Here is a 14,522-nt window from a genome sequence, read left to right on the forward strand (position 1 = left end):
CCCCCGGCCACACGGGACCGAATCGCGATTGAGAATAATTCACGACAAAATTTCTACATTTTGATGTTCATGATTTACGCCGCTCATTCGTCTAGTTAAGTAAGAGCGCTTTTTTATTTTCCTGATCAGGCTCTGAAAGGAGTTTTTGCATGCAGAACCCGCAATTGCCAACGGATGGCAACCCACAGCGTCGCAATACCGCTTTTCAGCCTGACCCAGGCCTGCTGGAAGCGCTTGCGCCTTTGCAAGGTAATGAACGGATCCGCCAGCTTCTCAAATGCTTCGGGCTGCGAACCAGTCTGGTGCGGCTCAAGGTCATCGATGCCTTGCTGACTGCCGCCGGTAACGACCGCAGGCTGGGGGTGCGAGGCATGCACAGCCACTTGCTGGCGCTGGATATCCCGCTGTCGTTTCTGAGTGTGCGTGAAGTGCTCAAGCGCTTGTGCAGCGAAGGCGTGGTGGTCCTCAACAGCGACAAGAGCTACAGCCTGCATCCACAGGCTGAAGCCGTGCTGATGGGTAAAATCGAGGCTTAAAGCTTGGTCTTGCGGCGCATCACACCGTTGATCACCACCACAACCACAGCCACGCCAATGGCGATGTACTGGAAGGTTTTTTCGGTGATCACGCCGGTGTTTTGCAGATACGACAGACCAAACATGATGCCCAGCACCACCAGAGCGATCAAAATCGAGTACACCAATCGTTGCTTAGGAGTCATTACCTGTTCCTGAAAAATAATGTGAATTGCCGGAGATGAATTGAAACAAACAGGGTCTCATCTTACAGCCGGGGAAGCTTTTTAGCTGCCACCGGCTCAACCCTGAGGATTTACAGATGTTACGTCGTGTCATTCGGCTGGTTCCGCTGTTGCTCATCCTGGCCATGAGCGGATGCGTATTTTTCCCTGAGCATGGATGGCATCACGATCACCGCTATTACGGTGGTGGCCCTGGTTATTACCAACGTTAAGCCTGTACGCCTCGCGATCTTTTAAACGGTCAAAAGATCGCGAGGCAAGCTCGCTCCTACAGTCGTTTACCGTTTAAAACCGCTGTCGGGCCGGCTGCACAGATCTACCAGCCAGTCGACAAACACCCGCACCCGCGGTGACAGTTGCCGATGCGGCGGATACAACGCCGTCAACGCCAGACGCGGCGGCAAGCAATCACTTAGTACCTCCTGCAAGCTCCCCTCCCGCACCTGCTGCGCCACGTGATAGCGCGGCGTCTGCACCAATCCATAACCGGCCACGCACGCAGCCAGGTAGCCCTCGGCACTGTTGACCGAGACTTGCTTGGGCAGATTGATCAAACGCACGTCGTCGCCAATCTGAAACTCCAGCCCATAGCGCTTGCCCGAGGCGCTGGAAAAATACTCAATCATGCGATGCCCGTTCAAGTCGTCCAGCGATTGCGGCACGCCATGGGCACGCAAATAATCCGGGCTGGCGCAGGTCATCTGGTCCATCTGCACCAAAGGTCGCGCCACCAGTGAATCGTCGACAGTCAGGCCGCCGCGGATCACGCAATCCACGCCTTCGCGAATCAGATCGACGGGCCGATCATTAAGACCGATTTCCAAGTCAATCTGCGGGTAACGCCCGGTAAATTCCGGCAGCGCCGGGAACACCACCAGGCGCCCGACGGCTGCTGGCATCTCAACCCGCAAGGTGCCCTTGGGCTGGCTGCCACGGAACAATCCCTCGGACTCTTCAAGGTCCGCCAACAACCGCACACACCGCTGGTAATACGCAGCGCCATCGAGGGTGGGGCTCACTTGCCGCGTGGTGCGATGCAACAGCTGCACCCCCACATGCGCTTCCAGTTGCTTGATCAATACCGTTACCGATGCCCGGGGCATTTGCAGGCTGTCTGCGGCCTTGGCAAAACCACCCAGCTCGACGATACGGGTGAACACCAGCATCGCGTTAAATCGGTCCATGCCTCACCCCTATTATTTAGAAAATACGAACAGTGATAGCGTTTCTACCCGGTTTATCCGCTGCGTGTCGAGGTAAACAATAGCGCCACCCCCACTCAGGAGCACCTCACATGCACACTCGCCAACTCGGCAACAACGGCCCGCACGTCAGCGCGATCGGTTTAGGTTGCATGGGCATGACTGACTTCTACACCACCGGCAGCGATACCCGTGAAGCCGTGGCCACCTTGCACCGTGCGCTGGAGTTGGGCATCAACCTGCTCGACACCGCCGACATGTATGGCCCGCACACCAATGAAGAGCTCATCGGCCAAGCGATTCGTGGCAAGCGCGACCAGGTATTTCTCGCCACTAAATTCGGCATTGTGCGCGATCCAGCCAACCCGTCGGCCCGCGGCATCAGCGGGCGTCCCGACTATATCCAGGCATCTGTTGAAGGCAGCCTGAAACGCCTTGGGGTCGACACCCTCGACCTGTACTACCAGCACCGCATGGACCCTAATGTGCCGATTGAAGAGACCGTGGGTGCGATGGCGGATCTGGTCAAGGCAGGCAAGGTTCGTTATCTGGGCCTGAGCGAAGCTTCGGCGGCCACCCTTGAACGGGCACACAAGGTGCACCCCATCAGCGCACTGCAAAGCGAGTACTCGCTGTGGAGCCGTGACCAGGAAGAAAACGGCTGTCTGGCCACCTGTGAGCGCCTGGGCATTGCCTTCGTGCCATACAGCCCGCTGGGGCGAGGCTTTTTGACCGGTGCCCTGAAAAGCCCGGATGACTTTGCCGCAGACGACTTCCGACGCACCAACCCGCGTTTTCAAGGTGAGAACTTCGGCAAAAACCTGCGACTGGTGGAGCAAGTACAAACGCTGGCCGCCGAAAAAGGCGTCACCGCCGGGCAATTGGCCCTGGCTTGGGTATTGGCACAGGGCGACTACCTGATCCCGATTCCGGGCACCAAGCAACGCAAATACCTGGAAGAAAACGTTGCCGCCCTGGACGTCCGGTTGAGTTCAAGTGAATGGGCCGCCCTGGCCGCCATCTTCCCGGCGGGCGCGGTGTCGGGCTTGCGTTATGGCGAAGAGTCGATGAAGCATTTGAATCGCTGAAACAGCACGGCGTAAACCGCGTAGTCGCTGACGAGGCACGAAGGCTGCGATACGAGCCGCAGGACCGCCGTCCAGGGTCGCTTCGCAACCCATCGCAGCCTTCGTACCTCGTCAGCGACTACGGGGGTTTTTTTTGCTCTAGAAATCCCGTTTGTAGAAAATATCCAGCGAACTGGCCAGGCCGCTAGCCACTTCGACATACACCCGTTTGCTCAGTTTGTAACGCAAGGCAATGGTGCTGGCCGGCTCAAATACGCCATACCCGTAACGCACGCTCAGGCGCTCGTTGATCTTGCCACTGGCCACCAAAGCGGTGTTGTCGCCGCTGCCTTCGGTATCCAACTCAAAATCCTTGAGCCCAAGGTGGTTGGCCAAGCTGGTGGTCACCCCCGAGCTGCCCATCAAGCCCAGCCCCAACGCCGCTTGCGCGAGCATGTTGTCGTCTTCACCGGTACCGGTCAGCGGACGCCCCAGAATCAGATAAGACAACGCCTGTTCCTGGCTCATGGCAGGTTCGGAGAAGATCTGCGTGGTCGGCTGTTCGGCGCTGCCGGTAAGGCGAATCCCGGCAATCACGTCATCAGTCTGGCGCACCGCTTCGATGTCCAGGTAAGGCTGAGAAATCGGCCCGGCAAACAACAGGCGAGCCCGGCGGATGGTCAGTTTCTGGCCATAGGCCCGGTAGCGACCATTGATCAGGCGCAGTTCGCCGCGAGTGTCCAGGTCGTTGCCGATATGAAACTGCCCCGCCAGATCGGCGTTCAGCCCAAAACCGGAGAACGTCAGCAATTCCTGGCCCACCACCACATTGATGTCCATGTCGACCACCATCGGTGGCGACGCGGACTCATCGCCAGTGTCTTGCCCGACGATCACCGTGTCATCCGACACCTTGACCGTTGAAGGCGGCAACTCGCGCACGGTGATTTCACCTTTGGGGATATTCACCGTGCCCGCGATCAACAAGGTGTTGTCCGGCTTAAGCGAGATTTTCAGGTCCGGGGCAACGTCCAGCTTGGCGTAGGGTTCAACCGTGACCGGCAAGTGGTTGCCCTTGAGCAACACATTGACTGCCATGGCCTGGCCCCAGGCGACATTCCCGGTAATCGTGCCCTGCCCTTGCTTGCCGCTGGTCCAGCCACCGTCCAGTTGCATGGCTTCACCCATGATGTGGGCCTTGAGCTGCAGGTTTTCGAAGCTGGTCGGCAACTCCGGGCCGGAGATCTCGCCGCCCGTGAGCGACACATCACCGGTGATGTACGGCGCGACCAGCGCCCCCGAAATCGACCCGGAACCGTTCAACTGGCCGGTGAGTTTTTCAACCATCGGGGCGAACGGCCGCACCACTGAAACGTCCAGACCGGTCAAGCGGAAATCGCCGGTGATCGGCTTGTTTTTAGGCAGCGGGTTGATCCTCGCCGACAACACCACCTGCCCGAGTTTTCCGCCATCAAAGTCGAACTTTGCATCGACCCGGTTCGGGTTGAGGTTGCTGGTCAACTTGAACGCCTGATACGGGAAATCAACCCACTGGCCTTTGTCCTTGATGCGCAAGGTGCCGCCACTGGCATCCACCACCACCTGGCCTTTAGGCCCGCTGGCGGGTAAATCGAGTATCAGGTCGGCATTCAGCTGGCCTTGCCACTGGAAGTCTTTGGGGAACCATTCGGCGAGGCTGTCGAGCGGGAACTGCTTGAGGTGCATGCGCAGCTTGGGATCCGGCATCAAACGCTGTTCTTCACCGCACAAGCTGGCCGGGCCAGACGTCAGGCACAGCGCACCGAGATTGATCCGGCCATTAGCCAAACGCTCAAGCCGCGCCGGATTTTGCAGGATCCATTGCTGCGGGCCGTACTTGATGTCAGCGCTGAGCAGGCGCCCACGCCAGTTGTCTTTATCGAGGCCGCCGTCCAGTGCCAGAGCGAGTTGCAACATCGGCCCCTGCAAGGCCAATTGCAGTTGCTGGCGCTTGATGTCACCGCTGCCCGTGGCCGTCAACACACCAAACTGCGTATCACCGGCCTGGATCCCGCTGCCTTTAAGGTCGAAGCGCCCGCGCTGGGACTTATCCAGGCTGGCATCCAGCGTAAGGCTTTGCAGATGGTTATCGGCAAAGGCCACTTGCTGGCCTTGCAAGGTGACTTTACCTTGCGGCGCCTGAAGCGTACCCGCCACGTCAACCCGGCCCTTAATCTGGCCACGCAGTTCTGGCCACAGTTGAGCCAGACGCGGCAGGTTCAAATCAAGTTGCGCCTTGATTTGTTGCTGCAAGCTGGCGGTGCCATTGATGCGGTTATCACCCAGGCGAATGTCCAGAGCGCTCACGGTCCAGGCGTCGCCCTCACCGGTGGCGTTGGCCTGAAGCATCGCAGGTTGGCCACGCAGGCGCCCTTTGAGGTCGAGGTTGGCTTCCAGTTTGAGCTGTTCATTTTTGAACTCGCCGGTGCTGCGCAGCGGGCCCGCCAGAGTGCCCGGCAGTTCAGCCACCCAGTACGCCGGGTTGATCGCGCTCAAGTCCAGCGCCGTATCCCACGCTACGCCATCGGCAAACTGCACATTGACGTGGCCCCGGGCTTTGCCCTGCCCTGCCACCAGTTCTAATTGCGGCATGAAGATTTTTTCGAGGTCACCACTGAACGGGCTGCTGACGCTGAAGGCGCCCGCAGGCCCGGTCAGGTCGGCCTTGAGGTTGCCCAGGTACTTGCCGTCGGTATAAGACACTTCGCCATTGAGCGTGCGCAAATCCACGTCTGGCTTGGCAATGACCGGGTACAGGTTGTGCCAAGGGAAGTCCAGCCAGTCGACCTTAGCCTCGGCACTCAAACCTGAATGCCAATCCACCTGGCCCGACAGTTTCAAATGTTGCTTGTCGTTGGCGGTCAGGTCGAGGGTGCTGATTTGCGCACCCTTGGCATCAACCCGGCCCTTGAGCAAGAGGCTCACCGGGGCTTGCTCGGCAGGCAAACTGGCGCTGCCTTCAAGTTCATAACCGCCAGTGAGGTCGCCTTTGGCCGACAATGCCAACTGATTCAGTTGCAAGGTGTCGGGCAGTTCGCTGCTGGGTTTGAACTGGGCCGAGGTGATGGTGACCTGCGCCGGCAGGTTTTCAGCCAGCGGCTCCAGTGCGCCGCTCAAGTGAGCGTCCAGGTAGCCTGTACTGTCAGCGACCAGATTGATCGAGCTGCGCACATGGCCGTCAACCTTCAGCGCCAGCGACCACGGCTTATTGTCTTGCTGCGGCAGATTGACCGTGCCCTGCAAGGTCAATGGCCAATCACCCACAGGTTGCAACAGACCCGACAGCTCTACGTTCAGGTCTTCACGCTCAATGCGCGCCGAGTCGATCTGCAGCCCTTGGGCTGTCCACTTGGCGGCGATCTGTACGCCTTTAAGTTGCTCAACACCGTCAAACACGATGCTGCCCACTTTCACCACCCCGACTTCTATCGCCACTGGCAACTTCAAATCAGGTAACTCAATCGGCCCGCTGCTGCTGTCTTTTTCACTCGGGGCAAATTGCAGATTGACCTTGTCGGCCTGCAACTGATCGATGCACAGAGTCATGCGCATCAGGCACGAAGGCGACCAGGCGAAAATCGGCCGACTTACTTCGACACGATCAGCCCCTTGCTCCCACACCAATTGATCGGCGCTCCATTGCGCGCCCAGGCGGCCAGCAAAGTTGTCGATATGCAAGCCAGGCACTTGCGCCAGCGCCCAGCGGCTACCCGCTTGCGTGCCCAAAATGGCAGCGACGCTGACAACTACCAGCAGCACTAACGCCAACAGCACCAGGCCCGCTATTTTCAAACCACGAATCACAGTTCTGGCCCCATCGAGAAGTGCAAACGAACGCCGCCATCGTCATCCAGCGCATGGGCCAGGTCGAGACGGATGGGGCCTACCGGCGAGATCCAGCGGATGCCCACCCCGACCCCGGTTTTCAAGCTTGGAAAGTCGAGGGTCTTGAAGGCGTTACCTTTGTCGACAAACGCCGCCCAGCGCCATTTTTCGGCAAATTGATACTGGTACTCGACACTCCCGGCCAGCAGGTAGCGCCCGCCGATACGGTCACCGTCGGAGTTCTTGGGTGACAGGCTCTGGTAGTCATAACCGCGCACGCTCTGGTCACCACCGGCGAAGAAGCGCAATGACGGCGGGATGGATTTGTAGCCATTGGTGGCGCTGCCGCCAAACTCGATACGGCCCAGAAAACGGTGCTTGTCCCACAACGTTTTCAGCGCCTTGAACTGGATATCGCCGTGCAGCAGGTTGGTGTCTGACATCAACCCTTGCTTGGCCACTTGGGTGCTCAGGTTGACGCTGTAACCGTGGCTGGGGTCAATCCGGTTATCGCTGCGCAATACCGCGTAGGACAGGCCCGGCATCAACAAGGTGCTCAGGCCCGAGTCATCACCCAGGCGATATTCTTCGTGCTGCCATCTCAGCGAGACAATCCGCGTCCAGCCGTTGTCCAGCTTGCTGTGCCACTCAGGGCCGACCGTGAGCAATTTACTCAAGGTGTCGGTGTTGGCAATTTCTTCATACTGATAACCGGCGGCAAAACGCAGTTTGTCAGTCAATGGCGGATCAAGCGGGATGTCGTACCAGGCCCCGATATTTTGCTTGGGCTGGGAGATTTCAGATTCAAAACCGTAGCTGTCGCCCCGAGGGTTGTCCCAGTGGCGGGTCCAGCTGGCTTTGCCGCGCGGGCCGGTGTCGGTTGAGTAGCCAAGGCCCAGGGTCATGGTGCGTGGCTTGCGGGTATCCAGGTCTACATCCACCGGGATCACTTGCCCCACCGCCGTACTCGGCGCGGCATCAACGCGCACGGTTTCAAAGTAACCGCTCGATTGCAGGTTCTGGTTTAACTCGGCAACCAGCTCGGAGTCATAAGGCGTATTGGGCTTGAAGGGCACCAGACGGTCGAGCAAGGTCTGGTCAAACGGTGCGTCACCGGCAAAAGTGACTTTGCCCAGCAGGTAACGCGGGCCGCTTTCATAAACCAGATTGATATCGGCATACCCGCCTTTAGGGTCCACCAACAGTTCGTGCTTGAGGAACTTGCCGTTAAAAAAGCCATAGCGCAGCGCACGGTTCTGGATCATGCGCTTGGCGTCTTCGTAGTTGCCCTGATTGAGCACGGCGCCAGGTTTAAGGTCATCACTGACCGGGATTTCAAAGGCTTTGAGCGAGGCCGCAGGGCCTTCGACGCGCACGGTCACATTGCGCAGATGCACGGGCTCGCCGGGGTCAATGTGCAACACCAGGCGCGGCGGGTCGCCCTCGGGCACATCGGCTTCGATCTTGGGTTGGTAATAGCCCAAGGCCTGTAACGCTTTAAGGGCCTGCTCCTCGGCGCCACGCTTGAAACGCAACAAGGCAGCCTCGTCGCGATCGCCGAGGCTGCCTATATAGCCTTCCACGTTGGCCTTGAGGGCATCGTTTGCCGGTTTGACCTTCACCACCAATTCGCTCTGGGCATACGCCGCAAAGCTGCTGATCAGCAGGACAACACCACTGGTAAATCTTCCTGGAAACTTCATAGGAGCGGATGCTATCACGGGCTGAGGGGGTCATAGAGCGCGCCAATGGGCAAAAAGTTGCCCTTAAGCCGTTGCTGCTTGTAACACCTGAGGGTTGGCGTGAAAGAAAACGTGCTCAACGATGGGCCCCAACGGAACCTGACCAATTTCGACATAACCATGACGCTTGTAAAACTCCTGATAGCGCGGGTTACTGCTGTCGAGGACGACACCTTCTGAATGTTCGTCCACGGCGCACCAGTTATGTACCGCCTCAAGTAACTGTTCGCCATAGGACAGTTCTTGAAAATCAGGATGAATCGCCAACAACGGCAGCATATGCACGGCATCGCCCGGCACGCAGGCCAAAACAGCCTGATGGTATTCAAGGTAGCGTCGTGTACCGCGCAAGCCCGCCGTCAGCACCATGCGCAGTTGCCACGCCCAACTCTCTGTAATGCCCAGGCGCCGTTGCGGCGGAGCAATCAGGGCGACACCGATCAGGCGGTCATCCACCAGCAAACCCAAAGCCGGCAACTGCTGGAAAAAATGCTGTTTGACCAACGCCCGAACCGTGGCCCGCACCCGCTGCGCGTAGCCCTTACGATGGGCTTCAAACACATAACGGAAAGTCGGGTCATGCATATACGCCTCATACAGCAAGGCGCGGGTTTCTTTGGAGTAACCGCTGTCGAGCTGGCGGATCTGGCAAGTGGCATTCAACGTTTGCGTCATGACGGTCAATCTCCCTGGCGTCGCTTGGGTTGCGGCACTTCTCGAGAGTACGAGCTCGCGAGGGCCGCAACAGTTCCATCTGCTTGGATGCTTCCTACGTTAGCAGTCCATTTGCCCCACTGCACGCTGGCCGCTAACATCGCAGTTTTCCTCAGGACTGCCCGCCCATGAAAATCGTTTCTTTCAACATCAATGGCCTGCGCGCTCGGCCGCATCAGCTGGCAGCGCTGATCGAAAAACACCAGCCAGACGTCATTGGCCTGCAAGAAACCAAGGTCAGCGACGAGCAATTCCCCTTAGCCGATATCGAAGCGCTGGGCTACCACGTGCACTTTCACGGGCAAAAGGGCCATTACGGCGTTGCCCTGTTGTCACGCAAGCCCGCGCTGGAGCTGCACAAGGGCTTTGCCAGCGACGAAGAAGACGCGCAACGACGCTTTATCTGGGGGACCTACGCTGACGACAATGGCCAGCCGGTGACCATTATGAATGGCTATTTCCCACAGGGAGAAAGCCGCGACCACCCGACAAAATTCCCGGCCAAGCAGCGTTTCTACAGCGACCTGCAACAGTTGCTGGAAGGCCAGTTCAGTAACGAACAGCCGCTGGTGGTGATGGGTGACGTCAACATCTCTCCGCAAGACTGCGACATCGGCATTGGCCCGGACAACGCCAAACGCTGGCTGAAAACCGGCAAGTGCAGCTTTCTGCCGGAAGAGCGCGAGTGGTTTGAGCGCCTCAAAAACTGGGGCCTGGTGGACAGCTTCCGTTACCTGCACCCCGAGGTGGCGGATCGCTTCAGCTGGTTCGACTACCGCAGCCGCGGCTTTGAAGACGAGCCTAAACGTGGCCTGCGGATTGACGTGATTCTGGCCTCTCAGGCGCTGGTACCGCGCATCAAGGCCGCTGGCGTCGATTACGACCTGCGCGCCATGGAAAAACCGTCTGACCACGCACCGATCTGGCTCGAACTGAACTGATCTAAAAATTGTAGGAGCGAGCTTGCCTCGCGATCTTTTATAGGTTCAAAAGATCGCGAGGCAAGAAGGTGGGCGTAACTGTATTGAAACGTTTCTGACTTAAATTGCTGGCAATTCTATGGCTCCAGGAAGGTGCCCGCTGATGTTGCGCTTTAAGTCACTGATCCTGCTGTGTGTAATCACCCCTCTGGCCTTTGCCCGGCCTGCGGCGGATTTGCACATCCAGGGTTCTAACACCATCGGGGCTAATCTCGGCCCGGCATTGGTGACGGCCATGCTGATCGAGCAAGGTTTTCATGATGTTCACAGCATCCCGGTGATACCTCCCAACGAATACAGCATTGTTGCCACCAAAACCTTGGGCCAGCAGGTCCGTGTCGATGTGTCTGCACACGGCTCCGGTACTGGTTTTAGTGCGCTCAAGGCAGGGCAAGCCGACATGGTGGCCTCGTCGCGGCCGATCAAGGACCGCGAGCTGGTCGAACTGGAGGCCCTCGGCGATCTGAAAAGCCCCGAAGCCGAGCAAGTCATCGCCATCGATGGCCTGGCTATTATTGTGCACCCGCATAACCCGCTGAAAAAACTCAACACCGAGCAACTGGCCAAAGTGTTCAACGGCGACATCACCACGTGGGAAGCGCTGGGCGGCGTGGGCGGTTCAATTAATTTGTATGCCCGGGATGACCAGTCCGGCACTTGGGATACCTTTAAAGAGTTGGTCCTGAGCCGCGCCGGTCGGCCGCTGAGCAGCACGGCCCAGCGTTTCGAGTCCAGCGAAGCGCTGTCCGATGCGGTGAGCAAAGACCCCCACGCCATTGGCTTTATCGGCCTGCCCTACGTGCGCGAAGCGAAATCCCTGGCCATTGTGGATGGCGCGTCGCAGCCCATGCTGCCGCTCAACAGCCTGATCGCCAGTGAAGATTACCCCCTGTCACGCCGCCTGTTTTTTTACCTGCCACCCACCAACCAAAACTCGCTGGCCAAGGCGCTGGTGGCGTTTACCCAAAGTGCCCAAGGCCAGGCCATCGTCGCGCAAAACGGTTTTATCGCCCAAACCGTGCAGGCCAGTCACGTGCAGCCCGGTGCGCACATGCCCGAGGAATACCTGGAACTGACCCGCGAAGCCCAGCGCCTGTCGGTCAATTTTCGCTTTGAAGAAGGCAGCGCCACCCTCGACAACAAGGCGCGTCAGGATCTGCTTCGCGTCGTCGACTATTTAAAAACCCACAACAAACTCAACAAACAGGTGACGCTGGTAGGGTTTGGGGATGCCAAGGATGACCCGGAACGCGCACAACTGTTGTCAAAGCTCAGGGCAATGACGGTGCGCCGCGAACTGGTCAAAAGTGGCGTGGTGCTGCGTGAGATTCGCGGCTGCGGTGCGCAAATGCCGGTGGCGGCCAACACCGAAGATGAAGGCCGCCTGAAGAATCGCCGGGTTGAAGTGTGGGTGTATTAACCCGGCGATTGTGCGTACTTGTCCAACTCGAATTTGCCAACCGCCGCCCGGTGCACTTCATCCGGGCCGTCCGCCAAACGTAAGGTACGCTGCATGGCGTACATATAAGCCAGCGGAAAATCCTGCGAGACCCCTGCCCCGCCATGAATCTGGATCGCCCGGTCGATCACCTTCAACGCAACGTTGGGGGCAACCACCTTGATTTGCGCGATCTCGCTTTTCGCGACCTTGTTACCCACGGTGTCCATCATGTACGCCGCTTTCAAGGTGAGCAGCCGGGCCATGTCGATTTCCATTCGCGAGTCAGCGATTTTGTCGATGTTACCGCCCAAACGCGCCAGGGGTTTACCAAACGCCGTGCGTTGCAGTGAGCGCTGACACATCAGCTCCAGTGCACGCTCGGCCATGCCGATTGAGCGCATGCAATGGTGGATGCGGCCCGGGCCAAGGCGGCCCTGAGCAATTTCAAAACCACGGCCTTCGCCCAGCAGGACGTTTTCGTACGGTACACGCACGTTCTCGAACAGTACCTCGGCGTGACCGTGGGGCGCGTCGTCGTAACCGAATACCGGCAATGGGCGGACAATTTTCACGCCGGGGGTATCGACCGGGACCAGGATCATCGAGTGCTGTTGATGGCGGGCATTCTCAGGGTTGCTGAGGCCCATGAAGATCATGATTTTGCAGCGCGGATCGCAGGCCCCGGACGTCCACCATTTACGGCCATTGATCACCCATTCATCGCCGTCACGCACGGCACGGGCGTCCATGTTGGTGGCATCGGACGAGGCGACGTCCGGCTCGGTCATGGCGAATGCCGAGCGAATCTCGCCACGCAATAGCGGCTCCAGCCACTGCTGTTTTTGCTGTGCATTGGCGTAACGCACCAGCACCTCCATATTGCCGGTGTCCGGCGCGGAGCAGTTGAACGGCTCCGAGCCGAGCATCGACCGGCCCATGATCTCGGCCAAGGGTGCGTATTCCAGATTGGTCAGCCCGGCGCCGAGTTCCGACTCCGGCAAAAACAGGTTCCACAGACCTTCTGCCTGGGCCTTGCGCTTGAGCTCTTCCATGATTGCCGTCGGCTGCCAGCGATCACCTTGCGCCACCTGCTGATCGAAAATCGCCTCGGCCGGATAGACATAAGCCTCCATAAACGCCGTGACGCGTTCGCGCAGCGCCTGAACTTTCGGTGAGTATGCGAAATCCATGGGTGGCTACCTTTTACCGTGAATGTGTATAGAAGTTGCCGTGATGCTAGATCAGCCCTTCTCCATTTGCGCTGTCTATTAACGACGTGTATTACCATTCATAAGCAATATATGATTGCGCCCATCGCCTCATCTCCAACAACAAGAGCCCAGTGCCATGAACCTGAGCAAGGTCGACCTCAATCTGTTCATCGTCTTCGACGCCATTTACACCGAAGCCAACCTGACCCGCGCCGGACAAATCATTGGCATCACCCAGCCAGCGGTGTCCAACGCGCTGGCCCGGCTGCGTGAAACCTTTAACGACCCGCTGTTTGTGCGCACGGCGCAAGGCATGGTGCCCACGCCCATGGCGCAGAACATCATCAGCCCGGTGCGCAGCGCGTTGGCCCTGCTGCGGGTGTCTGTGCAAGAAAGCCGTACGTTTAACCCTCTGCAGGCGAACAAGACGTTCCGTATCAGCATGACCGACCTGACAGAAGCGGTGATTTTGCCGCCCTTGTTCCAGCGCTTGCGCCGGCATGCTCCGGCGGTGGTGATCGAAAGCTTTTTAGCCCACCGCCGCGAGACCACCAGCGACCTGGCGGCAGGACGACTGGATTTCGCCGTCGATGCGCCGCTCAACACCGACGCTCAAGTACGCCATATCAAGTTGATGGAAGACCGTTACGTGTGCGCCATGCGCCAGGGCCACCCGTTGGCAGGCAAGGCCAGTATCAGCCTCGACGAGTACCTGGCGCTGACCCATATCCATATTTCGACACGGCGCAACGGCCTCGGCCAGGTGGATCTGGCACTGGGAAAAATCGGCCTGCAACGCAAAATCACCCTGCGCTCCCAGCATTACCTGATGGCCTCCAATGTTTTGCAGCAAACCGACATGGTCATGACCGTGCCCGAGCGTTTTGCCCGTCGGCACGGCCTGCATTTTGTGCCGCTGCCCATCAGCGAATTGCCGAGCGTGGAAACACATTTGTACTGGCACGAAAGCACCGAGCAAGACCCCGCCAACCGCTGGATGCGTGAGCAATTGATCGAGGTGTGCCAGCAGCAATTGGCACTGGAAAAGAAAGCCGAGGCGCAGCGCTTGCTTGACGTAAACGTCAACCAACCTTTAGCTTAACGGCATGATCCTTCCAGAGCCCGCCCATGAGCAGCCAGACGTACAGTATTTCCGACCTTGCCCGCGAACTTGATATCACCACCCGCGCCATTCGTTTTTACGAAGAACAAGGCATGCTCGCCCCCGAACGTCGCGGCCAGGAGCGGATCTATTCGGCGCGGGACAAAGTCAGCCTCAAGCTGATTTTGCGCGGCAAGCGCATCGGTTTTTCGCTGGCCGAATGTCGCGAGCTGATTGAGCTTTACGACCCTACCAGCGGCAACCAGAAACAGTTGAACAGCATGCTGGCCAAAATAGCCGAGCGCCGCGAACAGCTGGAGCAACAGTTGCTGGATATACAGCAGATGCAACTTGAATTGGATACGGCCGAAGAACGCTGTATCCAGGCGCTTGAACACACGATAAAAAGTCAGACGGCCTCCTAAAACATAACAACCCT

General features: G+C 58.4%; 12 protein-coding genes. 6 read left to right on the top strand and 6 right to left on the bottom strand.

The window, feature by feature from the left end:
* The first annotated feature begins 149 nt into the window (after positions 1-149).
* Complete coding sequence (locus ACJJU9_RS16935) at positions 150-536, top strand: fe2+ zn2+ uptake regulation protein (RefSeq protein ID WP_048373124.1); 387 nt, start codon at positions 150-152, stop codon at positions 534-536.
* On the opposite strand, the gene ACJJU9_RS16940 is transcribed toward ACJJU9_RS16935, so the two are convergent.
* Together ACJJU9_RS16940 and ACJJU9_RS16945 are read right to left on the bottom strand one after the other, a co-directional pair.
* Entirely contained in the window at positions 533-721 is a 189-nt protein-coding gene (locus tag ACJJU9_RS16940) for a hypothetical protein (RefSeq protein WP_048373123.1), read from the bottom strand. The genes ACJJU9_RS16935 and ACJJU9_RS16940 overlap by 4 nt on opposite strands.
* Positions 722-1,038: 317 nt before the next feature.
* Complete coding sequence (locus ACJJU9_RS16945; protein WP_407729052.1) at positions 1,039-1,944, bottom strand: LysR family transcriptional regulator; 906 nt, start codon at positions 1,942-1,944, stop codon at positions 1,039-1,041.
* A 110-nt stretch (positions 1,945-2,054) separates the two neighbouring features.
* Between ACJJU9_RS16945 and ACJJU9_RS16950 the strand changes: the two genes are divergently transcribed.
* The gene (locus ACJJU9_RS16950) at positions 2,055-3,050 is read left to right on the top strand and encodes an aldo/keto reductase (RefSeq protein ID WP_407729053.1); all 996 of its coding nucleotides are present in this window, start codon (positions 2,055-2,057) and stop codon (positions 3,048-3,050) included.
* Positions 3,051-3,188: 138 nt separating this feature from the next.
* On the opposite strand, the gene ACJJU9_RS16955 is transcribed toward ACJJU9_RS16950, so the two are convergent.
* The 3 genes from ACJJU9_RS16955 to ACJJU9_RS16965 all read right to left on the bottom strand — a co-directional run bounded on the left by ACJJU9_RS16955 (position 3,189) and on the right by ACJJU9_RS16965 (position 9,310).
* A complete protein-coding gene (locus ACJJU9_RS16955) occupies positions 3,189-6,872 on the bottom strand; it encodes a translocation/assembly module TamB domain-containing protein (RefSeq protein WP_407729054.1) in 3,684 nt (1,227 codons plus the stop codon).
* A complete protein-coding gene (locus ACJJU9_RS16960) occupies positions 6,869-8,596 on the bottom strand; it encodes an autotransporter assembly complex family protein (RefSeq protein WP_048387351.1) in 1,728 nt (575 codons plus the stop codon). The genes ACJJU9_RS16955 and ACJJU9_RS16960 overlap by 4 nt, the downstream gene beginning before the upstream one ends.
* A 63-nt stretch (positions 8,597-8,659) precedes the next feature.
* Positions 8,660-9,310, bottom strand: coding sequence for an N-acetyltransferase (locus ACJJU9_RS16965; protein WP_048387349.1), 651 nt, complete (start codon positions 9,308-9,310; stop codon positions 8,660-8,662).
* A gap of 167 nt (positions 9,311-9,477) precedes the next feature.
* On the opposite strand from ACJJU9_RS16965, the gene xthA reads away from it, so the two are divergent.
* Positions 9,478-10,290, top strand: a complete 813-nt coding sequence (gene xthA, locus ACJJU9_RS16970) for an exodeoxyribonuclease III (RefSeq protein ID WP_407729055.1) — start codon at positions 9,478-9,480, stop codon at positions 10,288-10,290.
* Positions 10,291-10,432: 142 nt separating this feature from the next.
* Positions 10,433-11,749, top strand: a complete 1,317-nt coding sequence (locus tag ACJJU9_RS16975; protein ID WP_407729056.1) for a substrate-binding domain-containing protein — start codon at positions 10,433-10,435, stop codon at positions 11,747-11,749.
* Here ACJJU9_RS16975 and ACJJU9_RS16980 read toward each other — a convergent pair.
* A complete protein-coding gene (locus ACJJU9_RS16980; RefSeq protein ID WP_153350576.1) occupies positions 11,746-12,960 on the bottom strand; it encodes an acyl-CoA dehydrogenase in 1,215 nt (404 codons plus the stop codon). The genes ACJJU9_RS16975 and ACJJU9_RS16980 overlap by 4 nt on opposite strands.
* A 157-nt stretch (positions 12,961-13,117) precedes the next feature.
* Between ACJJU9_RS16980 and ACJJU9_RS16985 the strand changes: the two genes are divergently transcribed.
* Both ACJJU9_RS16985 and ACJJU9_RS16990 read left to right on the top strand, forming a co-directional pair.
* Positions 13,118-14,083 carry a LysR family transcriptional regulator gene (locus ACJJU9_RS16985; protein ID WP_048387343.1) on the top strand — a complete coding sequence of 322 codons (966 nt, stop codon included), beginning with the start codon at positions 13,118-13,120 and terminating at the stop codon, positions 14,081-14,083.
* Positions 14,084-14,109: 26 nt separating this feature from the next.
* Positions 14,110-14,508 (top strand): MerR family DNA-binding transcriptional regulator, encoded by a 399-nt coding sequence (locus ACJJU9_RS16990; protein WP_048373101.1) that lies wholly within the window; start codon positions 14,110-14,112, stop codon positions 14,506-14,508.
* Positions 14,509-14,522: the final 14 nt, after the last annotated feature.

Source organism: Pseudomonas helleri (assembly GCF_045830615.1).
Classification (GTDB): Bacteria; Pseudomonadota; Gammaproteobacteria; order Pseudomonadales; family Pseudomonadaceae; genus Aquipseudomonas; species Aquipseudomonas helleri.

Bases quoted from the DNA above. Each gene is read 5' to 3' on its own strand.
- ACJJU9_RS16935 (WP_048373124.1), top strand. From the start codon at position 150: ATGCAGAACCCGCAATTGCCAACGGATGGCAACCCACAGCGTCGCAAT.
- ACJJU9_RS16940 (WP_048373123.1), bottom strand. From the start codon at position 721: ATGACTCCTAAGCAACGATTGGTGTACTCGATTTTGATCGCTCTGGTG.
- ACJJU9_RS16945 (WP_407729052.1), bottom strand. From the start codon at position 1,944: ATGGACCGATTTAACGCGATGCTGGTGTTCACCCGTATCGTCGAGCTG.
- ACJJU9_RS16950 (WP_407729053.1), top strand. From the start codon at position 2,055: ATGCACACTCGCCAACTCGGCAACAACGGCCCGCACGTCAGCGCGATC.
- ACJJU9_RS16960 (WP_048387351.1), bottom strand. From the start codon at position 8,596: ATGAAGTTTCCAGGAAGATTTACCAGTGGTGTTGTCCTGCTGATCAGC.
- ACJJU9_RS16965 (WP_048387349.1), bottom strand. From the start codon at position 9,310: ATGACGCAAACGTTGAATGCCACTTGCCAGATCCGCCAGCTCGACAGC.
- xthA (WP_407729055.1), top strand. From the start codon at position 9,478: ATGAAAATCGTTTCTTTCAACATCAATGGCCTGCGCGCTCGGCCGCAT.
- ACJJU9_RS16975 (WP_407729056.1), top strand. From the start codon at position 10,433: ATGTTGCGCTTTAAGTCACTGATCCTGCTGTGTGTAATCACCCCTCTG.
- ACJJU9_RS16980 (WP_153350576.1), bottom strand. From the start codon at position 12,960: ATGGATTTCGCATACTCACCGAAAGTTCAGGCGCTGCGCGAACGCGTC.
- ACJJU9_RS16985 (WP_048387343.1), top strand. From the start codon at position 13,118: ATGAACCTGAGCAAGGTCGACCTCAATCTGTTCATCGTCTTCGACGCC.
- ACJJU9_RS16990 (WP_048373101.1), top strand. From the start codon at position 14,110: ATGAGCAGCCAGACGTACAGTATTTCCGACCTTGCCCGCGAACTTGAT.